General features: G+C 70.9%; 16 protein-coding genes and 1 pseudogene. 8 read left to right on the top strand and 9 right to left on the bottom strand.

The annotated features are described in order from the left end of the window. Positions 1–229 precede the first annotated feature (229 nt). Positions 230–634, bottom strand: coding sequence for a hypothetical protein (locus ACFRMN_RS24945; RefSeq protein ID WP_383022979.1), 405 nt, complete (start codon positions 632–634; stop codon positions 230–232). Between the two features lie 329 nt (positions 635–963). Beyond that, on the bottom strand, positions 964–1,134 hold the full coding sequence (locus tag ACFRMN_RS24940; RefSeq protein WP_383022978.1) for a hypothetical protein: 171 nt from the start codon (positions 1,132–1,134) through the stop codon (positions 964–966). Positions 1,135–1,312: 178 nt separating this feature from the next. Here ACFRMN_RS24940 and ACFRMN_RS24935 point away from each other — a divergent pair, with 178 nt between their 5' ends. Further along, the gene (locus tag ACFRMN_RS24935) at positions 1,313–2,596 is read left to right on the top strand and encodes a helix-turn-helix domain-containing protein (protein ID WP_383022976.1); all 1,284 of its coding nucleotides are present in this window, start codon (positions 1,313–1,315) and stop codon (positions 2,594–2,596) included. 78 nt (positions 2,597–2,674) lie between these two features. Next, positions 2,675–3,148, top strand: coding sequence for a hypothetical protein (locus ACFRMN_RS24930; RefSeq protein ID WP_383022975.1), 474 nt, complete (start codon positions 2,675–2,677; stop codon positions 3,146–3,148). Positions 3,149–3,225: 77 nt separating this feature from the next. Here the strand turns inward: ACFRMN_RS24930 and ACFRMN_RS24925 are convergent. From ACFRMN_RS24925 to ACFRMN_RS24900, 6 genes and pseudogenes are all read right to left on the bottom strand, one after another. Beyond that, positions 3,226–3,615, bottom strand: a pseudogene (locus tag ACFRMN_RS24925) (phosphoesterase); the annotation flags it as partial. Positions 3,616–3,829: 214 nt separating this feature from the next. After that, positions 3,830–4,834, bottom strand: coding sequence for an NAD(P)H-dependent glycerol-3-phosphate dehydrogenase (locus ACFRMN_RS24920; RefSeq protein ID WP_383022973.1), 1,005 nt, complete (start codon positions 4,832–4,834; stop codon positions 3,830–3,832). 24 nt (positions 4,835–4,858) lie between these two features. After that, positions 4,859–5,701 carry a class I SAM-dependent methyltransferase gene (locus ACFRMN_RS24915; RefSeq protein ID WP_383022971.1) on the bottom strand — a complete coding sequence of 281 codons (843 nt, stop codon included), beginning with the start codon at positions 5,699–5,701 and terminating at the stop codon, positions 4,859–4,861. Next, a complete protein-coding gene (locus ACFRMN_RS24910) occupies positions 5,694–6,845 on the bottom strand; it encodes a YcaO-like family protein (RefSeq protein ID WP_383022969.1) in 1,152 nt (383 codons plus the stop codon). The genes ACFRMN_RS24915 and ACFRMN_RS24910 overlap by 8 nt, the downstream gene beginning before the upstream one ends. Then, positions 6,842–8,038, bottom strand: coding sequence for a TfuA-like protein (locus ACFRMN_RS24905; protein ID WP_383022967.1), 1,197 nt, complete (start codon positions 8,036–8,038; stop codon positions 6,842–6,844). The genes ACFRMN_RS24910 and ACFRMN_RS24905 overlap by 4 nt, the downstream gene beginning before the upstream one ends. Positions 8,039–8,094: 56 nt before the next feature. Then, the gene (locus tag ACFRMN_RS24900; RefSeq protein WP_383022966.1) at positions 8,095–8,229 is read right to left on the bottom strand and encodes a hypothetical protein; all 135 of its coding nucleotides are present in this window, start codon (positions 8,227–8,229) and stop codon (positions 8,095–8,097) included. A 275-nt stretch (positions 8,230–8,504) separates the two neighbouring features. On the opposite strand from ACFRMN_RS24900, the gene ACFRMN_RS24895 reads away from it, so the two are divergent. Next, on the top strand, positions 8,505–9,893 hold the full coding sequence (locus tag ACFRMN_RS24895) for a transcriptional regulator (RefSeq protein WP_383022964.1): 1,389 nt from the start codon (positions 8,505–8,507) through the stop codon (positions 9,891–9,893). A gap of 127 nt (positions 9,894–10,020) precedes the next feature. On the opposite strand, the gene ACFRMN_RS24890 is transcribed toward ACFRMN_RS24895, so the two are convergent. Then, entirely contained in the window at positions 10,021–11,598 is a 1,578-nt protein-coding gene (locus ACFRMN_RS24890) for a CehA/McbA family metallohydrolase (RefSeq protein ID WP_383022963.1), read from the bottom strand. A 263-nt stretch (positions 11,599–11,861) separates the two neighbouring features. On the opposite strand from ACFRMN_RS24890, the gene ACFRMN_RS24885 reads away from it, so the two are divergent. From ACFRMN_RS24885 to ACFRMN_RS24865, 5 genes are all read left to right on the top strand, one after another. Beyond that, positions 11,862–14,501: a bifunctional FO biosynthesis protein CofGH gene (locus tag ACFRMN_RS24885; protein ID WP_383023110.1), complete on the top strand. Its 2,640-nt coding sequence runs from the start codon at positions 11,862–11,864 to the stop codon at positions 14,499–14,501. 132 nt (positions 14,502–14,633) lie between these two features. Next, entirely contained in the window at positions 14,634–16,757 is a 2,124-nt protein-coding gene (locus ACFRMN_RS24880; RefSeq protein WP_383022961.1) for a LamG-like jellyroll fold domain-containing protein, read from the top strand. 155 nt (positions 16,758–16,912) lie between these two features. Beyond that, on the top strand, positions 16,913–20,308 hold the full coding sequence (locus tag ACFRMN_RS24875) for a tetratricopeptide repeat protein (RefSeq protein WP_383022960.1): 3,396 nt from the start codon (positions 16,913–16,915) through the stop codon (positions 20,306–20,308). Positions 20,309–20,441: 133 nt separating this feature from the next. Beyond that, positions 20,442–21,686 (top strand): DUF418 domain-containing protein, encoded by a 1,245-nt coding sequence (locus ACFRMN_RS24870; RefSeq protein WP_383022958.1) that lies wholly within the window; start codon positions 20,442–20,444, stop codon positions 21,684–21,686. 223 nt (positions 21,687–21,909) lie between these two features. Then, a complete protein-coding gene (locus tag ACFRMN_RS24865) occupies positions 21,910–23,025 on the top strand; it encodes an ADP-ribosylglycohydrolase family protein (RefSeq protein WP_383022956.1) in 1,116 nt (371 codons plus the stop codon). The last annotated feature ends 119 nt before the right edge of the window (positions 23,026–23,144 follow it).

Raw genomic sequence — 23,144 nt, 5'->3', positions numbered from 1 at the left:
GGTGGGCCGGGCGGCGACTCCGAGTCCCCTGCGGGTCCGCTGGACGAACCCGCGCCCCCGACCTGGCGCTGTCGTCCGGACGGCTGTACGAGGCGTTGCGCGCGGGCGGGTTCGTGGCGGTGGGACCGCGCGGGGACGCACACGTACGGTCGGTGATGCCGGACAGCGGACCGGACGGCCGTGGCGCTCGGCGGGATCTTCGCGTGCCCACTGGATCGAGGACAGCTCGCTACCGCGCCGGACAGGCATACTCCGGGCGCAGCCGGTGCGGACCGCACGCAACCAGATTGACGGAGAGGAACCGGCCGCCGGTTACCCACCAGCCCCCCACGACATCGTCACCGGCCGCCAAGCGCCTTACGAGCTCGTCACGGTCGGCCGTCGGAGCGTACGTACCGACGAAGGTCCCGGTGTGATGGGCCAGTTGCTCGGCGTACCAGTTCGCAGCCTCTTTCGGCTCGGTGAACGTCGCCTCGATCCGGGCCGCGGATTTGAGGAGCCAGTCCGCGCTTTCCAGGGGCATCACCTGGGCGGACGGGAATTCCGGGTGTCCCGCGCGACGATGGGCGTCGCCCGGCTTCACCAATACGTCTCCGTGACCGAGCCATACGTACGCGTGGTGGTGCGGCGCCACTTCTCTCCTTGACGTTCGGCAGGCGGCCCCGCCCTGATGCGCGGGGCCGCCCGGTTCAACGATGTGCCGTTACTTCCGGCCGCCCTGATCCGATGCGGTCGCCATGGGTTGTGGGCGCCGGTTCTCCCGGTGCCGATTGCGCTCTCACTCGGGGGGCCCGTAATCGGGGCACAGGGAATGCCCGCATTCACACGGGGGCCAGCGCAGCGCCGACCCGGGTACGAGGTCGGTGTTTTCCCCTCCGGGATCACACTTCGGGATGGCGAGGAGGCCGTCCGTCCCGAACTCCTCCGTCAGCTGGGCCAGTAGCTTTCGCGCCTTGCTGTGTGTCATTCCGCCTCTCGCCTCAGTCCGTGGAGTACGCGGTCCAGGAGCGCCCTCGTCACCGGGTCGTACATCCGGGGGACGGATTCGGGCACGAGGCGCCAGAAGCCACCGCTGTGGACCGTGGCCTCAAGTTCGGCCGTGCGGACCGCCGTTCCAGGGGCTTGCTCGCACATGCTGGGGCTGCGCCTTCCGTCATCGCGTCGCCACCCTCCGTAGTGGTGGCTGTGCATCAGTGAACGACCGGGCAGGCGCAGGGGGGAGGAAAAGCCGGAGCAGCACGCGTCGGAGCGAACCGGAAATTTCACAGTCGTCCGCTTCTGCCCCAGCGGCACGACTGGCTACGGTGAAACGGTGGAGGGCAACCAGAAGCTCATGAGCCGCATGGATGAAGCGGGTTTCACTCAGAACGAATTAGCCGAAGCGATGAACGCCTATCTGCGTGCCCTCGGCCATGCCGGGACCGTGAGCGACCGCACCGTACGCAACTGGCTGACCGGAAAAACTCGCCTGCCCCATTCGCGGCAGAGGGAAGCGTTGGAGACAGTCTTCAACTGTCGGATCACTGAGCTGGGATTCGCGCCTCGGGGAGAAAAAGATCCCCCGCCATCGGGACCAATGGAGGACCGTGTGCTTCGCCGCCACTTCATCAGTGCATCGGCCGGAATCGCTCTGACCGCCGCTTCTGCCACTCCCGCCCATGGCCATTCCGCGCAACGACGCGTCGGAGCCGACGACGTGGAACGGCTGTTGAGCAAGTTCTCCGCTCTTATCGTGAGCGATCAGCAGTACGGTGGCCGACTCACCATCGAGACTCAAGCCTCCTCCCTCGCTGCCGAAGCCCTGGCTCTTCAAGAACGCGGCACCGCGAGCCAGCGGGTAAGGGGTGCCCTGTATGCCTGCGCGGCTGCCTTCATCTCCAGCGCCATGTGGGCCGCCATTGACGGACGCCGCCTTGACGAGGCCCAGAACTACTTCGATCGGGCAGCCGGCCTCGCCGCCATGTCCGGTGACAGCACCATCCAGTTCCGCATCTGGTCCCACGCAGGCAGTCTGTACCGGCACCTCGGGCGCCCTGCGGATGCCTTGGCGGCCAACGACGTGGCACGCGGCCTGCCCATCGCCCGCCGCGACCCGCTTTTCGCCTCACTCGGTCACGCCCGCCATGCGGTCATTCACGGCCTTGTCGGCAATGCCACAGACGTGAGGCGTGCCATCGGCCACGCCCGAGAGGCACACGATCGTGCGGACCCGAACGATCACCGGCCCGTATGGATGACCGCAGTCCGTGATCAAGGAGAGATCGAAGAACTCGCCCTTTCCGCGCATCTCAGCCTGGGCAACTTCGAAAAGGCCGAAGCTCATGCCCACCGCAGCCTGGTCCTACTGCGCCCCTACATGCAGCGCGATCGGGCCATCGTCACCGCACGACTGGCCCACGCCCAACTCGGTCAAGGCGACATCGAACTCGCTATCGCCACAGCACAATCCATCCCCGCAGGCGTCTTCACCCGCCACCCGCGCATCACCAGATTGCTCGGCGACTTCGGCGTCCGGCTTCACGCTGCCGCGCCGGACAGTTCGTACTCCAGGGCGTGGGACGAGTACGCCCATGACACCCGAAGGAACAACGCGTGACACGCAGTTCGCATCGAACCGCGCCACGCACGAATTTCGACAACCAGCCACACATCGCATACCTGTAGGGGGCGCACCATGCGCGTGGGCATCACCGGACATCGCGGCCTGTCAAAGGAGATCGAGCAGCAAGTAAAGGCCATGCTCGCCGACCAGGTCTCCAGGCTGGACGTAAGCGACCTCGTCGGGATCAGCTGTATCGCTGACGGTCCGGACACATGGTGGGCTCAAGCGGTCCTCGACACCGGCGGGCGCATCGAGGTCGTCATCCCGGCGGCGCGGTACCGCCGGGACCTGCCCGACTGGCATCACGCGGAATACGACGCGCTGTTCTCCAGCGCCTCTGACACCCACCACACGGGCATGACCGAATCCACCTCGGAGGCGCACCAGGCGGGAAGCGAAATCCTCGTCGGCCTCTCCGACGTCGTACTCGCCGTTTGGGACGGCCTGCCGGCCCGGGGATTCGGTGGCACCGCCGATGTCGTGGCGTACGCGGAACGCGTAGGTGTACCCGTCACTGTCCTGTGGCCCGACGGTGCGACCCGGTAAAGCCCCTGCTTTCCCAGGGGCCCGGCCGACACCTGTTTCCGGTGGGTGTCGGCCGGGCTTCCCGTTTCGGGCCGTCGTCACTCCCCGAGGAAGACCGGGTTCGTGAACGCCGCGAGTGCGCCGGGGAAGCCCGGTGTCGTCGGGGCGTGGCGGACCTCCGCGCGTACGTAGGTGGCGTAGGCGGGGGTGGTGCGCCATTCGACCGTGCCCGTGCCGGAGGTCGGGAGTGTGGCCGTGTGCAGGGTGCCCTGGTCGGTGACGAGGTGGGCGGTGCGGCCGGGGGCGCCGGTGACCTCCAGGCGTACCGTCACCGGTTCGTCCGCGCCGACGCGCAGACGGTCGCCGATGCCCGCGTGCCTGCCCCGGCCGCCCGCCGCGCCGAAGGTCAGGGAGACCGACGAGGACTCGGCGACATAGCTGTGGCCCGCGCGGATGCCGGCGAGGATGGCGTCGCGGGTGAGGTCCTCTCTCACGATCGCGAGCCGCATCCCGACGGCGCGGGTGAACGCCCCGCTCGGCATCGCGGCGGCCTGCTTGTCCACCGTCAGGCTCCGTGCGGGGTGGTCGGTGGTGAAGCTGATCAGCCAGTTCTGCGCATCGGCCAGATCGCGCCCCGCGGTGAGCCGGACAGGCCCTGTGCCCTGTGCTCGTATCGCTGTCCCGGCAGGTCGTGCGTGGGGCTCAGTGAAGCTCAGGTTTCGCTGAGCGTGACATGAGCTCCTTGATGGCCTGCTGTAGTGGCGTGCCGCCGTGGACGATGCCGACGACGGTCTCGGTCAGTGGCATGTCGACGCCGTGGCGCCGTGCGAGGTCGAGGACGGACCGGCAGGAGGTGACGCCTTCGGCTGTCTGCTTGGTGACCGCGACGGTTTCGGCGAGGGTGAGGCCGCGGCCGAGGTTGGCGCCGAAGGTGTGGTTCCGGGACAGGGGTGAGGAGCAGGTGGCGACGAGGTCGCCCATGCCGGCGAGTCCGGCGAGGGTCTGCGGGCCGGCGCCCATTGCCTGGGCGAGGCGGGTGGTTTCGGCCAGGCCCCGGGTGATGAGTGCGGCCTGAGTGTTCTTGCCGAGGCCGTGGCCGTCGGCGATGCCTACGGCCAGGGCGATGACGTTCTTGACCGCGCCGCCGAGTTCGCAGCCGATGACGTCGGTGGTGGTGTACGGGCGGAAGTACGGGGTGTGGCAGGTGGCTTGGAGTCGTTCGGCGACGTTCATGTCCGCGCATGCCACGACGCTGGCGGCGGGCTGTCGGCGGATGATCTCGCCTGCGAGGTTGGGGCCGGTGACGACCGCGATCCGCTCTGGCCCGGCGCCTGTCACGTCCGCGATGACTTCACTCATCAGCGAGGCCGTGCTGAGCTCGACGCCTTTCATCAGGGAGACGAGGACAGTGTCGTGTGCGAGGAGGGGGGTCCAGGTCGTCAGGTTGGCCCGTAAGGTCTGCGCGGTGACGCTGAGGACAGCGAAGTCAGCGTTCTCGGCGGCCTGTGCCGCGTCGGTCGTCGCCGTGATCCCGCTCGGGAGGGTCACGCCGGGCAGATAGTCGGGATTGCTGCGGGTGCTGTTGATGGCGTCGACAAGTTCGGCACGCCGCCCCCACAGTGCCACTTCACATCCGGCGTCGGCGAGGATCATGGAGAAGGCTGTGCCCCAGGATCCGGCCCCGTAGACGGCCACACGAGTCGGCATCGGCCGGTGTACCTCCCTTTCGTTTTATGCCCCGGAACGGCTCTGTCGTGCCGTGGCGCTTGAGGGTGCGTCCTCAATACTGGGCCGCCTCAGCGTAACGGTGACGGAGCGTCGGTTTCCGAGTGCCGGCGCATGTGTGCGGGCCTCGGTGAGCATGCTCTCGGCCTGCTGGTCGCCGAGGTGGCGGCGCAGGTCCGCTTCGTGTCCGGTCCACAGCTGGTAGAGGCGGTGCCACATCGCCGGTTCGTCCGGTCGCTCTTCCTCCGACTCCAGTTCCAGGCCGGCCGCTGCGGCCCGGTGCGACCACGGCGGGGCGACGGGGTTTGTGTGGCGGCCGCCGGAGGTGAGGACAGCCCGGCCGCCGGGGCGCAGCACCCTGCGCATCTCCCTGAGCGCGCTTATTCGGTCGCGGGCGAATCCCAGGGCATCGATGCAGACGATGCCGTCGGCCTGCGCGTCGGATAGGCCGGTGGCCTCTATGGTCGCCACGCGGAAGGTGGCCTGTCCGGGCGGTACGAATGCGGGAGTTCGTCGGGTGGCCAGGGCGATCGCCGTCGGTGAGATGTCGACCCCGACCAGGTGCACGGACAGCGCGCGGGACAGCCACAGCCCTGCGCCCCCGGTGCCGCATCCCAGGTCGATGAGCCGCTGGCCGGGGCGCAGCCGCAGGCGGCTGATCAGGGTCCCGAGCAAGGGCCAGTCGCATGAGCTGGAGGCTTCCAGCTCATGCGGGTAGGCGTCGCCCATGGCTTCGGCGTAGAGCTGTGCGACCAGGGTGGTCGAGGCTCTGGCCGTGTGGAAGGCGTCGTATACGGCTGCGAGCTGCTGCTCGGACGCGGGCTGGTGGCTCCGGTGGCTTTCACCCATGGTGGTTGCCTGGGCGGGGAATCGAGCGGATGATGCGCATTTCCAGCCCGGGGCTGATGACCTTCGCTCCGGCGTAGGCGTCGGACTGGTGCAGGGTGACGGCGATCGGCTCGTGGCCGGTGACAGTGGCGATCCGGGCGGCCACTGACGCCGTTTCCTGGGTGAAGTCCGGCTCGGCCGGCGCGTAGTGGCTGATGAGGGTGTTCCAGTCGGCGGTGCCCGGCCAGGCTGGTTCGGGGGACGGAGGGCGGGCGGCGAAGGCGGTCTCGTGGGAGTCGAGGTCGTCGCGGGTGCCGGCGATGCAGGTCAGCCGGGACTGGGCGGCTTCGGTGAGGGCTCGGGAGAGCGCGATGTGCGGATCGCGGTGGCATCCGGACCCGGCGAAGAGGACCGGATAGTCCTCCGACCAGATGTAGGCCGCGCACACGGGGATCTGATGGTCACTGTCCACGAGCGCGATCTCCAGGAACATGCCGGCAGCCTGGAACCGGCCGATCAGATCCCGGCAGTACGGATCGTCCACGCTCTGCGGGTCGACCAGGGTGCGGCGGCGCCCTCCGCTCGCGTAGTCGCGGTGCAGGACGTCCCGCTCGACGACCTCGAACAGCCCGTGCAGAATCGCTTCGTTCAGCGTGTTCCCACAGGCCAGGCCGTTGCTCGTGACATGGAAAGGGTCCGGCTGCGAGACATCGCGCCGTGTGCGGCGCCGGGCCAGGCCAGCGGGGACCAGGGCGTCCTGACCGCTGATCAAGCCCGTCCCCGGTACCCAGTCCAGCTCGATGTCCTTGAGGCCTTCGTGATCGAGCTTCACCGGGAGGAGAGCCATCGGGTAGGGCGGATCGAGGTCGCGGTAGGAGCCGCGTACCGGTGCTGTCGCCGGGAGCTGCTCGGCGTGCCACAGTTCCGCGCTCTCCAGCACGGCCGAGATCTTGGCGAGCTCGTCGCTCGCGCCTTTGCCCTGGGAGGTGACGAGGGTATGCGCGTGCGGGCGGATCGCCGTCCACACCGGGATACCGAGGTGGTCGAGACCCGTGAGGCACGCCACGCGGGAGATGCCGAGGCGCTCCAGCTCCGGTTCCAGAGCCTCCCACGTTTCCCCCGGTGTCCTGGTGCGCACTGTGCCGTCGAGGACAATCCGGCTCACCGTCCCACCTCCTGATCGCGTAAAAACCCCAGTACGAACACCTTGACCGCGTCGACCGCATCGCGGTCGCCCTGGAATCCACGGGCCCAGGACTCGTCCTCCAGGGCGTCATCCGTCTGCGTGGACCAGAGTGAGGCGAGGAGCCGGCGGGCCACGCTGTTCTTGATCGCGTCCGGGAAGAAGCCTTGGTGCGATCGCGCCGTCTCCTCGTTGAGCGCGACGTACCGGGCGACGGCAGCCCGGTCGGCCGATGTCTCGCGCACCAGCAGCCGGGCCACCGTGTCCTGGTCCGTCAGGTCTGTCTCCGGACGGATCACCGCGCAGGCCAGCGAGCGGGGCAAACCCGCCGCGCCGGCCACGGCCGTGCTGAGGTAGTCCCACCACAGCCCTTTGAACTGCGGATCGAACAGCTGCTGATAGGCGATCCGGTGACGTGTCACCAGGTGGACGCCCTCGACCGTCTCCACGGCGAACATGTTGGCCCACGCTCGGAAATGGCGGGTCCGCCAAACCAGCGCGGACGGCGGCGACGCGGGCGTGCCGGCGAGGGACAGTGCGGTCTTCAGCGCCCGCAGGGCATCGGCCCGTTTGAGATCGCCGAAGTGCCGGTCCTCAGCCAGGCGCGCGGTGAGCCACCGAGCGAAGTGCTCGGCTCCGCGCCGTCGGCTGATGACCAGGACGGCCGTAAGTGACCGGTGCGGGTAGTAGACGCCCCGCAGTTCCCCGAGCACCTCGGCGGCCGTGTCCGTTGTGATGACTCCGGCCGCCTTGGCGAGCTTCAGCACGTGGCGGAGATTGACCAGGGGCCAGGTCACCGAACGCATATCAGCATCGGCCGACTGCCCGACGGCGACTTCATCGTCCCCTTCGATCCTTCCGGTGGCGTAGGCGTCGTAGATCTCGCCGACACCGACCATTCCGCACGGAGCCAGCTCAGCCGCGCGCAGCGCGCCGATGCTCGCGGCGCCGACGACGCGCACGCCCCTGCCGAGCGCCCAGATGATTTCTTTGTGCCGGATGGCGGGCGTGTGGTGATAGACGCCGTCGATGATGACCACGGTGTCCGCTGCGGCGATACCGGTGTCGAACAGGTCACCGTGCCGGATGGGGGGCCGTGGGGCGAACCGGGAATCGGACAGTACAGGGTCGTCCGGGCTGAGCGTCGGCCCGGTGAATACGTAGATCAACCGCACGAGGGGGTGCCCCGCGCCGATGGCTGCACAGCACCCCCTCGCTCCCCATCAGCGGGTCAGAACGTGTAGCACTCTTCCTGCTCGACGTCCTCGGACCGAACGACCGCGGACGGCTCGATCACCTCCATAACGTCGCTCTCGCCTTCCGTGGCGCTGCTCTGAGCAGCCGCCTGCGACTTCGAGATCTCCATCTCTCATCCCTCCTGAGGTGTAGCGGGCGCGGAAAACGCCCGGCGGGGCGCACGGCACTCGGCTCAGCGAACGGCACGGCTTGCCGTGCGTCACACATCGTCAGCCCGGGACACGGGCCGAGGGAACGACCTCCCGCCTGCCTCCGGTTGCGCCCGTCTGCCTCCGATTGCCTTCTCACGCAAGCACCTTGACCGGATCTACAGGAGGGGCAGGACACTGGGAACGATGGGCGCACATCACGTAGCCCGCCCGCAATAAAGGGGGAGGACCGCGCGTGGCCGCAGCCGTGGACGACAGGGCCTGGGCCCTCCTCCAGTTGGTGTTCGATCAGGAACGCTGCGACGGCAACACGTTTCTCCGCCGCCTGGCCGCCCACCACCAGCGCCTCGGCCTCGGAACCATGGCCTGTCGCCCGGAGAAAATCTCCCGGTGGAAGAAAGGCCGTAGCCGGCCGGACCGCCGCGCCACCATCGCCATGGCCGACATGCTCGGCGTCCCCCTCGACCAGGTCCACGCGCTGGGCTGGCCGCACTGGTTACGGCTCGCGCTCAGAGACGACCGTGCGCTGCTGGCCTCCCCATGGACACCATCCGGAACCGTCCAGGCACTGGAACTCGTAGGAGGGTCCGCCGACATGGAACGCAGGGAATTCGTGATCACCAGCGGCACACTGGCCGCCCTACTGGCGAGCTGGGCCGCCGCCTCACCGGCGACCGCCGTCCTCTCCTCCAACCGGCGCCCCTTGATCAACGACCACACCCCCCGCCTCATCGAGGACCGCCTCGCCACCCTCAGACACCTGGACGATCAGATCGGATCCGGCCAGACATACGCCCTCGCCTGCGCCGAACGCCGGATGATCATCCACACCCTCCAGAACACCGCCTACAGCGCCACCACCGGCCGCCGCCTGTTCGCCGCCGCCGCCGAAGCATCACGTATCTCAGGCTGGTGCGCCGTCGACTCCGGCCACCCCGCACAGGCCCAACGCCACTACCTGGCCGCCCTGCGCTCCGCCGGGAGCGCGGCCGACCCCGTCATCACCGCCAACACCCTCGGCTTCTGGGCCATGCTCCGCTACAGCACAGGCGACCCCGAAGGCGCGCTCCAACTCGTGGACGCCGCCCACCGCCACGCCGCCCGAACCGACTCGCCCAGGATGACCGCCGTGCTCCACGCACGAGCCTCCCGCGCCCACGCACGCGCCGGAAACACCCTGGCCAGCCAGCGGGCCGAACACGCCATGTTCGACACCTACGAACGCGCCGGCCCACCGGACGACGAACCCGCATGCGTGTACTGGATCAACCGCGACGAACTCCACGGCTGGGCCGCCACCAACGCCCTCGACCTCCGCGACCCCCGCCGCGCCCTCACCCACCACGCCGCCATCTCCAACGCCCACCAGACCGGCACACACGACCAGCCCCCGCCGCGCACGGCCGCTCTACGCCTCACCCGCGAGGCCGACGCGCATCTCGCGCTCGGAGACATCGACGCCGCCGTACACACCGCCAACCAGGCAGTACGGACCCTCGGTACCGTCGCCTCCGCTCGCGGAACCAGACTTCTCACGGGGCTCAAAAATAAGCTCGCCGTGCATGAGACCCCCATGGTGCGGGGCTTCCTGGAAAGCTACGAAGAGAGGTCCGGCACCGCGTAACCCCTCGCGGTGATGATCGCCGTCCCGCTCACCCGGTTGACGGCCGTCCCCGCCGATCCCCCTACCCCCACCAAGGCGGCGTCAGCCGAGTCGGCCGGTTCGCGAGCCGTCCCACAAGGACCGGCTCCTATTCCGTCGTGCCGAGGAAGACCGGGTTCGTGAACGCCGCGAGTGCGCCGGGGAAGCCCGGTGTCGTCGGGGCGTGGCGGACCTCCGCGCGTACGTATGTGGCGTACGCGGGGGTGGTGCGCCATTCCACCGTGCCCGTGCCGGAGGTCGGGAGCGTGGCCGTGTGCAGGGTGCCCTGGTCGGTGACGAGGTGGGCGGTGTGGCCGGGGGCGCCGGTGACCTCCAGGCGTACCGTCACCGGTTCGTCCGCGCCGACGCGCAGGCGGTCGCCGATGCCCGCGTGCCTGCCCCGGCCGCCCGCCGCGCCGAAGGTCAGGGAGACCGAGGCGGACTCGGCGATGTAGCTGTGGCCCGCGCGGATGCCGGCGAGGATCGCGTCGCGGGTGAGGTCCTCGGCCAGGACGACGGTCTGCGGGGTGCCGATGGGGTCGGGGTCGCGGTGGGCGTCGCTGCTGCCCATCGCGGGGGTCCAGGGCCGTCCCGAACGGGCCGCGGAGACCAGGGTGTTGTCCCAGTCGGCGAGGGAGACCTCGTCGTCGACCGTGTACGGGCCGTTCCACACCTCCACCGCGTCGGCGTCGGCGAAGCCGAACTTCCAGTTGCAGCCGATGCAGGTGGCGTGCGGGTGGGCCGGGACGACCAGGCCGCCGGCGCGGCGGACCTCGCGGGCGTAGTGGCCGAAGCGGTTGTCGCGGGCGCGGTAGCGCCAGTCGATGAACGTACCGCCGTCCATGCCCAGCGCCACGACGTGCCCGTTGCGGGTGGTGATCTCCTCGCCGGTGAGGATCAGCAGGTCGTCACCCCACAGGCCGTCCCAGACGCGGTGCGCGGAATGCGTGTTGTGCTCGCTGGTGTTGATGAAGTCGAGGCCCGCCTTCCTGGCGAGCGCGGCGATCTCGGCGGGCGTCCGCTTGCCGTCGGAGTGGACGGAGTGGATGTGGCAGTCACCGCGGTACCACGCCCGGCCGCGCCCCTTGGCGCGCCGCGGCGGGTACACGGGCTTGGGGGTCTTGCCCGGGGCACCGAACCGCAGCGTGATCGTCACCTCGTACGCCAGGCCCTGCGGGGCGACGGTGTACGGGCCGAGCGCGATGTGCCAGGTGCCCGCGTTCACCGGGCCGGGGAGGTAGCCGGGGGTGGCCTCGTCGGCGCGCAGGAAGAACTCGGTACGGGCGCCGCCGGACCAGCCGCGGAAGCCCTCGCCGCCGAGTCGTGTGCCGCGCTCGTCGAAGATGCCGATGTCGAGGGCGTTGCCCTGGGTGCCGGCCGGCATGGTGGGGCGCTCGTAGGAGTAGGCGACATGGATCTCGCGGACCCCGCGCGGTACTTCGACGGGCAGATGGACGAAGTCGGGGGAGCCGGGCGGCAGCGTGCCGCGGACGGTTCTGGTCTGCTCTCCGGACCCGGAGTCGGACCCGGACCCGGACCCGGCACCGGCGGGCACGCCGGAAGATCCGGAAGGTGTCGCGTTCGCGAAGCTCACGGTACTCAACGTAAGCGCGGCGGCGGCTCCCGTCACCAGAAGGCCTCGTCGGGCGATCGCGCTGTCGTGGGTGTCTGCGTGGTCCTTACACATGCCGGCGGCTCCCAGGGTGCCGAGAGGGACAAGTGGTCACAGACGCGACCACCCGATTCGTGCGTTCGAACTCTGGTATTGAGCCGTGAACCAGGAGGCAAGGGAAGGGTGTTGTCAGATGGCTGAGAAGAGTCCAGGACCTGGACCTGTACGGGACGAACACGTCCGAAGTCCCGTGTCGTGGCAGGCCACGGCACCGAACGTATTCTCGGGGGATGACGACGCGCGTGCCTGAGGAACCTGGGACAGGACGACCGAAGACCATCCGGCCGGCGGGAGAGCGGACCGGACAACCGGCACCACCGGCACCACCCGGCGGAACGGCGGCCCCCACCGCCAACGCCATGCGGCGTGCGCTCAAGCGGGCGCGGGACGGGGTCGCGCTGGATGTCGCGGAGGCCGCCGTGCTGCTCCAGGCGCGCGGCGACGATCTCACCGACCTCGCCGCGTCCGCCGCCCGTGTGCGGGAAGCGGGGCTGGCGGCGGCCGGCCGGCCGGGCGTCATCACGTACTCCCGCAAGGTCTTCATCCCGCTGACGCGGCTGTGCCGGGACAAGTGCCACTACTGCACCTTCGTCACCGTCCCCGGGAAGCTGCGCCGTGCCGGGCACGGCATGTTCCTCTCCCCGGACGAGGTCCTGGAGATCGCGCGCCAGGGCGCCGCGCTCGGCTGCAAGGAAGCCCTGTTCACGCTCGGTGACAAGCCCGAGGACCGGTGGCCCGAGGCCAGGGAGTGGCTGGAGGCGGAGGGATACGACGACACCCTCGCGTACGTCCGCGCCATGGCCATCCGCGTCCTGGAGGAGACCGGGCTGCTGCCCCATCTCAACCCGGGCGTCCTCTCCTGGACCGATCTCCAGCGGCTCAAGCCCGTCGCGCCCAGCATGGGCATGATGCTGGAGACCACCGCCACCCGGCTGTGGTCCGAGCCGGGCGGCCCGCACCACGGCTCGCCCGACAAGGAGCCCGCCGTACGGCTGCGGGTGCTGGAGGACGCGGGCCGCTCCAACGTCCCGTTCACCACCGGCGTGCTGATCGGGATCGGGGAGTCGTACGAGGAGCGCGCGGACGCCCTCTTCGAGCTCCGGCGCGTCCAGCGGGCGTACCACGGCATCCAGGAAGTCATCGTCCAGAACTTCCGCGCCAAGCCGGACACCGCGATGCGCGGGATGCCGGACGCCGAGCTGGAGGAGCTGGCGGCGGCCATCGCCGTGACCCGGCACGTCCTCGGCCCCGCCGCCCGTATCCAGGCCCCGCCCAATCTTGTCGACGCTGAATACGCGCTGCTCATCGGCGCGGGCATTGACGACTGGGGCGGCGTCTCGCCCCTCACCCCCGATCATGTCAACCCGGAACGCCCCTGGCCGCATATCGATGAACTGGCGGCGCGTACCGCCGAGTCCGGGTTCGCGCTGCGCGAGCGGCTGACCATCTACCCGGAGTTCATCGCGCGCGGCGAGCCCTGGCTCGACCCGCGGCTGATGCCGCACGTACGGGCGCTGGCCGACCCGGAGACGGGCCTCGCCGTCGAGGGCACGCGGCCCGCCGGGCTGCCCTGGCAGGAGCCCGACGAGGGCTTCACCGCCACCGGCCGTACGGATCTGCACCGCACGATCGACACCGAGGGGCGCACCGCCGACCGGCGCGACGACTTCGACGAGGTGTACGGCGACTGGGAGGCGCTGCGCGAGGCCGCGGCCCCCGGCATGGTGCCCTCCCGTATCGACACGGACGTACGGTCGGCCCTCGCCCAGGCCGCCGACGACCCGGTGAAGCTCACCGACGACCAGGCACTCGCGCTCCTCCACGCGGACGGCCCGGCGCTCGACGCGCTGACCCGGATCGCCGACGAGCTGCGCCGGGACGTGGTCGGCGACGACGTCACGTACATCGTCACGCGCAACATCAACTTCACCAATGTCTGCTACACCGGCTGCCGCTTCTGCGCCTTCGCACAGCGCCGCACGGACGCCGACGCCTACACGCTCTCCCTGGACCAGGTCGCGGACCGCGCCCAGCAGGCTTGGGAGGTCGGGGCCACCGAGGTCTGCATGCAGGGCGGAATCCACCCGGACCTGCCCGGCACGGCGTACTTCGACATCGCGCGCGCCGTGAAGGAACGCGTCCCCGGAATGCACATCCACGCCTTCTCCCCGATGGAGGTCGTCAACGGCGCCTCGCGCACCGGCCTGTCGATCCGCGAGTGGCTGACGGCGGCGAAGGAGGCCGGACTCGACTCGATCCCGGGCACGGCGGCGGAGATCCTTGACGACGAGGTGCGCTGGATCCTCACCAAGGGCAAGCTGCCGACGGCGACCTGGATCGAGGTCGTCAAGACCGCCCATGAACTGGGCATCCGGTCCAGTTCCACGATGATGTACGGCCATGTCGACCAGCCACGCCACTGGCTCGGCCACTTCCGTACGCTCGCCCGGATCCAGCAGGAGACGGGCGGCTTCACGGAGTTCGTGACGCTCCCCTTCATCCACACCAACGCGCCGGTCTATCTGGCCGGTATCGCCCGCCCCGGCCCGACGGACCGCGACAACCGCGCGGTCATGGCGATGGCCAGGCTCCTCCTGCACCCCCACATCACCAATATCCAGACGAGCTGGGTGAAGCTGGGCACGGAGGGCGCGGCGGAGATGCTTCGTTCCGGCGCGAACGATCTGGGCGGCACGCTGATGGAGGAGACCATCTCGCGGATGGCCGGGTCCAGTTACGGCTCGTACCGTTCGGTCAAGGACCTCATCGCCATCGCGGACGCGGCGGGCCGCCCGGCGAAGCCGCGTACGACGCTGTACGGCGAGGTTCCGGAGGAGCGCGTACGGACGGCGGCGGCGTCGGACGGGCATCTGCCGGAGCTGCTGCCCCTGCTGCCCGTACGCGGCGAGGAAGGCTGAAAACGACCCATCCGTCGCCCTCGGCAACGCCCTCAACGCCGCCCGGAATTCGTTCGGTTGTGTCAGTGGCCGTTGCTACTCTCCTGCGGCCCGCCGAGATCGGCGGGCCGACAGGGGAGGGAACAGTTGGCCATGCGCAAGCGTCGAAGACTTCTCACGGCCGGGTCACTCGTCGTCGCCGCGGTCCTGGCGGCTCAGGGGACGGCGGTCGCGGCGGAGAATCTGCCGCCCGAGCGGCCGGCCGCGGCGGATCTGCTCTCGGGGGGCAAACCGTGCGTCAGCGGGGAGGACCGGCCCTTCGTCCGGTCCCTCCCGGCCCTGACCACGGTCTTGTACGACCAGCCGGCCGACGGTCAGTCCTTTCCGGACCGGGTGAGCGCCGAGTTCGAGATGTGGTGGCAGGACTCCACCGGCACGGAGCAGCGGAAGACCCTCACGACCACGGCGAAGTCGTCCGGATCGCCGTTCGGCTGGCAGCTGTCGTCGGCGTCGGACCTTCCGGCGGACACGGTCGTCTCCTGGCGGGTCCGGGCGCACGACGACCGGGGCGCGACCTCGGCGTGGAGCGACGAGGGCGGCGCGACCGCCTGTGAGTTCGTCTACGACAGAACCGTGCCCGGGAAGCCCTCGGTGACCTCGCCCGACTACCCCGACGACACGGTGGCGTCGGGCGGGGTCGGCGTCTACGCGAGCTTCATCCTGGACGCGCCCGATGACGACGTCGTCGCCTACCGGTACGACTTCCTCGGCGGTCCGTCCCTGACCGCCGAGCCGGCCGAGCCGGGCGGCTCCGTAACTCTTCGGTACCTGCCGCAGCGCTCGGGCACGCTCACGCTGAGCGCGGGGGCGATGGACCGGGCGGGGAACGTGAGCGCGTCGACCACCTTCTACTTCCGTGTGAGGTCGGGCGGCTCCCCGGCCGCGCACTGGAAGCTGTCCGACGCGGCGGGCTCCGGGTCGGCCGCGGCCGAGGCCGGACCCGCCGCGCCGGCGGGCACAGGCGTCACCTTCGGGGCCCCGGCCCCGGCGGGCACCACACTGACCTCCGCCGCGACGCTCGACGGTACGGAGGAGGGCTTCCTCACCCCGGGCGCCTCCCTCATCGACACCGAGAAGACCTTCGCGGTCGGCGGCTGGGTACGCCCCGAGCGTCTGGACCGGGACGCGACGGCCATCAGCCAGGACGCGGGCACGGAGCCCGGGTTCGGCCTCGGCGCGCGGACGGGGGACGGCGAGCCCGTCTGGTCGTTCGCGTCCGGCGGCGCGCGGGTGTCCGGCGGCGCTCCGGAAGTCGGGGAGTGGGCGCATGTCCTCGGCCAGTACGACGCCGAGACCGGTATGACGCGGCTGTACGTCAATGGCCGCGAGGTCGGTACGGCGCGGCGGGCCACCGCCGCGCCGAGCGTCGGAGACCTCCAGCTGGGCCGGGCACGCGACGGGGCGGGCTACCGCGACCACTGGCAGGGCGCTCTGGGGGACGTGCGCGTCTACGAACGGGTCGTGGTGGCCGCCGAGGTGGCGGAACTCGCGAAGCGCACGCCGGCGCCGCGCGGCCACTGGTCGCTGGAGAACGCGCGGGACGGCGTCAGCCCCGAGCTGTACGACGGCGCGCCGCTGAAGCTGGGCGCGGGAGCGACGATCCACCGCGGGCCGGGCGACTGCCTCCCCGAGCTGGACCCCGACTGCCCCCAGGTGGAGTACGCCCTGGTCGGGGACGGTGATCTGTGGCTGGACGGCGCCACTGGCTTCGCCGCCACCGACGAGCCGGTGGTCGACACCGACGACAGCTTCACCCTCGGGGTCGTCGTACGGCTGGCGGACGCCGAGCCGGAGCGTCCGATGACCGTCCTGTCCCAGGGCGGTGCGAACGGCGATGCCTTCAAGGTCCGTTACGACCCGGCGACGTACTCCTGGCAGCTCGTGGTGGCCCACGCGGACGAGCCGGGGGCGGCGGAGACGGTCGTGGGCCAGTCCGTGTGGCCGGACGAACCGCAGCGGCTGGCCGTCGTCTACGACGACGCGACCGACCGGATCACGCTCTATGTCAACGGGGAGGCCGGCGCCGACGCGAGCGCGAGCTTCCGGCACTCGTGGAAGAGCACCGGCGGCCTCCAGGTCGGACGGGGCCGCACGGCCGACGGCTGGGGTGAGTACCTGCGCGGTTCCGTGGACGAGGTGCACGCCTTCTCCGGTGCGCTCGGTCAGGTCGCCGTCCAGCAGTTGGGGCAGGGCTCGGAGCCCTGCCTCCCCTGCTGAGCAACGGTCCGTTGAATAAGGTCCGTTGAGTACGGTCCGTTCACCCGCGGCGGCGGGTGAACGGACCATGCGGAACCGCCGCCGCTGCTGCAAGACTGAGTGCTGCCGGGGTGCCGGGATCGTACGGGCCCTTCGTCGGGGGCGTGGAGGGGCGCATGGCGCGAGCACAGGTGTCGATGGCCGAGCTGATCAGGCGGCGCCGGAGGACAGGTTTCATCGGGCGCCGTGATGAGCTCGGCGCTTTCCGCGCCAATCTCGACGTCCCGCCGGACGACGACCGGCATCGCTTCCTCTTCCACATCCATGGCAACGCGGGAGTGGGAAAGACCTTCCTGGTACGGGAGTTGGAACAGGCCGCACGGGAACGCGGCGCCCTGACCGGCTATATCGACGAGTCCGTGAGCAGCGTCCCCGAGGTGCTGGCCGTGCTCGGTGAACAGCTCGCCGGGCAAGGGCATCCGCTGAAGCGGCTGGAGCGGCTGCTCGCGACGTACCGGCAGCGGCGGCACGAGGCGGAGTCCTCGTCGGCCGCGCTCATCGATCCGGTGGCGCCGCAATCCCCGCAGTCCGCGCAATCCGCGCAGCCCCGCACGTCCCTTGAGCCACAGCCGCACCCGCAGCCGCACCCGCAGTCACAGCCGCAACCGCACCCGCAGCCGCAGCCGTCCGCCGGGAGCACGGCCGCGGTGACGGCGGGTGTGATCGGGCTCGGCATGGTGCCGGTCGTCGGGGCCTTCGCCGGAGCGCTCGACACCGTACAACTCGCCGCCGGGGCCGACCGGTTGCGCGCCACGCTGAGCGCGCGCTTCCGTAACCAGGAGGACGTACAGCTGGTGCTGGCGCCGGACCGGGTGCTCACCCCCGTACTCGTCACCGAGCTGGCCGAGATCGCCCGCCGCGCACCCTGGATCACGCTCTTCTTCGACACGTACGAACGCACCGCGCCCTTCCTGGACACCTGGCTGCGCGACCTGATGACGACGGAACGGTACGGCGCGCTGCCCGCCCAGGTCGTCGTCACCCTCGCGGGGCAGCGCCCGTTCGACGCCGCGCGCTGGGGCGGCTTCGCGGACTTCATGACCGACCAGCGGCTCGAACCCTTCACCGAACACGAAGCGCGCCAACTGCTCACGGCCAAGGACGTCACGGACGAAGCCGTGGTCGAGGAGGTGCTGCGGCTCTCCGGCGGTCTGCCCGTCCTCGTCTCCACCCTCGCCGAGAACCAGCCGGCCGACACCGCCGACGTCGGGGACCCGAGCGCCACCGCCGTCGAACGCTTCCTCAAATGGGAGCAGGACCCGGTACGGAGGGCCGCCGCCCTCGCCTGCGCCCTGCCCCGCCGGCTGGACGAGGACGTCTTCCGTGCGGCGGTGCCGGAGGACGCGGCGGGGCTCTACGACTGGCTGCGCGCCCTGCCCTTCGTCACCCGCAAGGACACGGGCGTCTCGTACCACGGCGTGGTGCGCGCGCCCATGCTGCGCTTGCAGCGCACCCGTTCGCCGCGCGGCTGGAGCGAGCGGCACGCGGCGCTCGCCCGGTGTTTCGCCCGCTGGCGCGAGGAAAAGGAAGCGGGCCTGCGCGCCGACGAGGTGTGGCAGAGCGCCGAATGGCGCGCGCAGCGCTTCGAGGAGACCTACCACGCGCTGTGCGCCGGTCCGCGCGCCGCGCTCGCCGTGGCGCTGCGGGACGTGGTCGAGGGGTGCCGCCAAAGCCCGGCGGCGGCCCGCCGCGCCGCGCAGGTACTGGCCGAGGCCGGTGACGACACCGACGACACGACGGCCCGTGCCTGGGGGCAGCGGCTGACGGCCGCGCTCGACGACGAGGAAGAGGGCATACGGGCGGCGCTCGGCCTGCTTCTCGACGGGAGCGGTCTGGACACCCGGGGCCGCGCGGCGGCGCACACAGTACGGGGGCGGGAACTGCGGGACGCGGGTGAGTACGCACAGGCGCTGGCCGAGTACGACCGGTCGCTCGCGCTCGACCCGGACGAGCCCGCGACGCACTACGGCCGAGGCCTCGCCCACCAGTTGAACGGCGATCTGGTCACAGCCCTGGCCGATCTGCGCCGGGCCGACGAACTGGCTCCGGACACCTCGTGGATCCTTGACGAGTACGGGGAGACGTTACGTCTCGCCGACAGGCGCGAAGAGGCCGTCGAAGTGCTGGACCGCGCCCTCGCGCTCGACCCGACCAACGCGTATGCCCTGGCCTGCCGGGGCGTCGCCCAGCACGGACTGGGGCGGCACGCCGCCGCCCTGGCCGATTTCGGCCGTGCCCTGGAGCTGGACGTCGAGTATCTGTGGGCGCTGGCCCGCAGAGCCCGGCTGCTGCGCGACATGGGGGAGCTCGACCGGTCCTACGCCGATCTGGACCGTGCGGTCGAACTGGCGCCGGACAACGCCTGGATCGCCTCAGAGCGCGGCGAGACGTACCGGCTCACCGACCGGAACGAGGACGCGGAGCGGGAGCTGACCCGGGCCCTGGCGATCGACCCCGACCATGCCTCGGCCTACGCGGGCCGTGGGGCCGTCCGCCATCTGCTGGGGCGGCACACCGAGGCGCGCGCCGATCTGGACCGCGCGATCGCATTGGAGCCCGACTATGCCTGGGCGCTGGTGCACCGTGCCCGGCTGCGCCATGAACTGGACGACACCGCAGGTGAGTTGGCCGACCTGGATCGTGCCGTCGACGCCGGGCCGGGCGGCCTGTGGATCCGGCTGGAGCGAGGAGAGGCCCGGCTGAACGCCGGACAGCACGAGGAGGCGGTCGCCGATCTCACCGCCGTGCTGGACGAACGGCCCGACGACACGTGGGCGCTCGTCCTGCGCGGCAGGTCCCACCACGCCTGCGGCCGCTACGGTTACGCCCTCGCGGATCTGGACCGGGCCCTGGAGATCGATCCGGACTACGCGTGGGCGTACTACTCGCGAGCCGGGATGGCACTGGCCGTGGGCCGTCCCGAGCGGGCGCTCGCCGACCTGGGAAGGTGCGTCGCCCTGGACGCCACCGCGGATCACGCCCGGCGCAGGGCGGTGAGCGCGAGCCTGGTCCTCGGCAGGCCCGAGGAAGCTCTTCGCCTGCTGGACGAGCTGACCACCGCCGCCACCCACGACCTGGACGAGCGCTGCGAGGCGCTGCGCAGGACCGGGCAGTGGGCCGCGGCACGTGCGGCGGCCGACCGGTACAGCGTCGCTGAGCCGCTGTACGGCGCGTTCGAGCGGGCCATGACGGTGACCGCGAGCGAGGGCGCGGACGCCGGTGCCCCCGCCTGGCGGGAGCTGGCACGACGGCTGGAGGAGACCGCGGATCCCGCGCCCGAGATGCCCGCCTACGTGGCCATGCTGAGCGGGGCCGTACGCGGGGACTGGGGCGCGCTGGACGCCTCGCTCGCCACGCTGCTCGCCATGGACGCCGAATGGGACGATCTCGCGAACATGGTGTGCCACCTCGAAGAACTGCTCCACGCGCCCGGCATCGACACCGCCCGCCTCCGCCCCCGCATCGCCCGAGTCATCGCCGCGCGCGACGAGTTCGCCGCCCGCTGGGCGTGAAGCGGGTGGTCACCGGGGCATTCCGCGGAAAGACCTCCGTGCGGAAGACCTCCGTGCGGAAGACCGAAGAGACCCCGCCGCGCTACTTTGGTCGGATGCGGCGCCCGAGCCGCCGACCGTACCGTCGTACGGTATGACACCACCGCCCCAGACCGATCCCGCCGTCGCGGGAACGTCCGCGACCGCGCGGCTCGCGGATGTCGACGCGCTGCGCGGCTTCGCGCTCTTCGGCATCCTGATGGTCAACATCCCGTTCTTCGCCAGCGGTTACACCCTGCTGGACATCCCGGATCCGGCCAGGATCGCCTGGCACGACGACGCCGTGGTGAACGTCGTCCAGTTCGTCTTCGAGTCCAAGTTCTATCTCCTCTTCGCCTTTCTCTTCGGCTACAGCTTCACCCTCCAGATCGACTCCGCCGCCGCCCGCGGGCTCACCTTCCGTCCTCGCTTCCTGCGCCGGCTCGGGGGGCTGTTCCTGATAGGTGTCGCCAACGCGGTCCTGCTGTTCTACGGCGACATCCTCGTCACGTACGCCGTGCTCGGCCTGCTGCTCTTCCTGGTGCGCGGCATCTCGCCCCGCCGCGCGCTATGGGTGGCCGGGATCATCACCGGCACGATCGCGCTGCTGTTCCTGACCGTGGCCGTCCTCGTGGTCCTCATCGACGGTGCCTCCGCGACGGCCACCCCCTCGGAACAGGCCAGGATGCTCGCCGACGGCCGAGCGGGCACCGAGGCGATGCGCGGTGGCGTCGGGTCGGTCATCGGCGAGCGGATCTCCTCGCTGGGGAACGCGTTCCCGCTGATCTTCTTCTTCCAGGGACCGCTGGCGTTCTCCGCCTTCCTGGTGGGGCTGGCCGCGGGCAAGCGGCGCGTGCTCGCCCACCCCGCCGCCCACGAGAGGAAGCTGAGGCTCATCCAGCTCATCGGCTTCCCGGTGGGGCTGGCGGGCTCGCTGTTCTACACGCTCGCCGGGGACGACAACCTCTTCGCCGGCGCCGCGCACATCGTGAGCGCGCCCTTCCTCACCGCCGCGTACGCCGCCACGCTCCTGCGCGCGTTCAGGACCGCGCGCGGCGCGCGGCTGGCCGAAGTGCTCGCCCGGCCGGGGCGGATGGCACTGACCAACTATCTGAGCCAGTCGCTGCTCTGCGTACTGATCTTCACGGGGATCGGCTTCGGGCTCATCGGCCGCGTGCCGTACGCGGCGGTCCTCGCCATCGCGCTGGCGGTCTACTCCGTACAAGTGGTGTGGAGCGCCTGGTGGATGCGGCGATTCCGGATGGGCCCGGTCGAATGGCTGCTGCGCGCCGCCACCCACCTGGAACGGCCCGCCATGCGGCTGCGCGGGAGTCCTCGCCGTAGCCCGGCGTCCGTGTGACGCCGGCCTTCGGACAGGACGGCGCGGCGGGCCCCACGTAACCGTCACGAAACCTTCGCACCCACGCCCGGCGCCCAAAACCGACCTGCCGGGCGTCCGCCGCCCATACCGCCCCACGCCGCTCCAGGCAGCGCGAAGCGCGCCCTCAACCCACTGTTCCCGGTCGATTACAGTGCTGCGCAGTTTGTGCGGTCGCTCGGAGGCACAGGGGAGGGAGTGGCGCGTGAGCACACCGTCCGGAGCCGTCTGGGGCCGTGCGGAACAGCAGGACTTCCGCAGCCGGGTGCGGGGCTGTCTGCTCGGCGGTGCCATCGGGGACGCGCTCGGTGCCGGGGTCTCCGCGCTCACGCTCGACGAGATCAGGGCCGCCCACGGGGAGGGCGCCGTGAACGACTTCGTGCCCGCCTTCGGCCGCCGCGGCGCCGTCAGCGCCGCCACGCAACTGACCCTGTTCACCGTCGACGGACTGATCCGCGCCCAGGTCCGCAGGGACATCGGCGCCTGGCATCCGCCCACCGACGTGCACCGCGCGCATCTGCGCTGGGCGGCGACCCAGCGGGACTGGGGGCCGGATCTGCGCCGCGAGGACGGTGGCTGGCTCGCCCAGGAGGAGTGGCTGTACGCGCGCCGCGACCCCACCATCTCCTGTCTCACCGGGCTCGGCGACACCATCATGGGCACACTCGACAAGCCCAAGAACACCATCGCGCGCGACTCGGGCGCCCTGGTACGGTCCGCGCCGTTCGGGCTGCTCGTGGGCTGGGAGCCGCAGTTGGTGTGCCAGCTCGCCGTGGAGTGCGCCGTCCAGACGCACGGCTCGCCGGGCGCGTATCTCTCGGCGGGCGCCTTCGCGGTGATCGTGCACGCCCTGGCGCGCGGCGAGACGCTGGACGCGGGCGTGCAGCGCGCCCTCGCCCAGCTCACCCCGCGCCCGGGGCACCAGCCCGTCTCGGACGGCCTTCAGCAGGCGCTCGGCGCCGTACGGCAGGGAATCCCGGGACCGGAACGGATCGCCGCGCTCGGCGAGGGACGTACCGCCGAGTCGGCGCTCGCCGTCGCCGTCTACTGCGCGCTGGTCGCCGAGGACATCCGCCAGGGGCTGCGCCTGGCCGTCAACCACGACGGCCCGTCGGCGGCGACCGGCACGCTCTGCGGCGCGCTGCTCGGCGCGCTCCACGGCGAGACGGCCCTGCCGCCCGCCTGGCTGGCGGAACTGGAGGGCCGGCCCACCCTGCTGGAGATCGCCGACGACTTCGCGATGGAGATGACCCAGGGCCCGGCGCTGCACAGCCCGGGGACCGCGGCCTCGGGCTGGCTTGTCCGGTATCCGCGCGGCTGACGCGGGGGCCTGACGCGACGCTGCGGCGGGTAGTGGCGTACGTACGCCACTACCCCCCCCCCCGCGGCCCCGCGGCACCGCCGCCCACCCAGCCCAACCCCTCCCGCGGAACCCGAGCC

Source organism: Streptomyces sp. NPDC056835, from assembly GCF_042789485.1.
Classification (GTDB): domain Bacteria; phylum Actinomycetota; class Actinomycetes; order Streptomycetales; family Streptomycetaceae; genus Streptomyces.
Note: the sequence above shows the minus strand (reverse complement) of the source record. Positions and strands in the feature narration are given on the sequence as shown.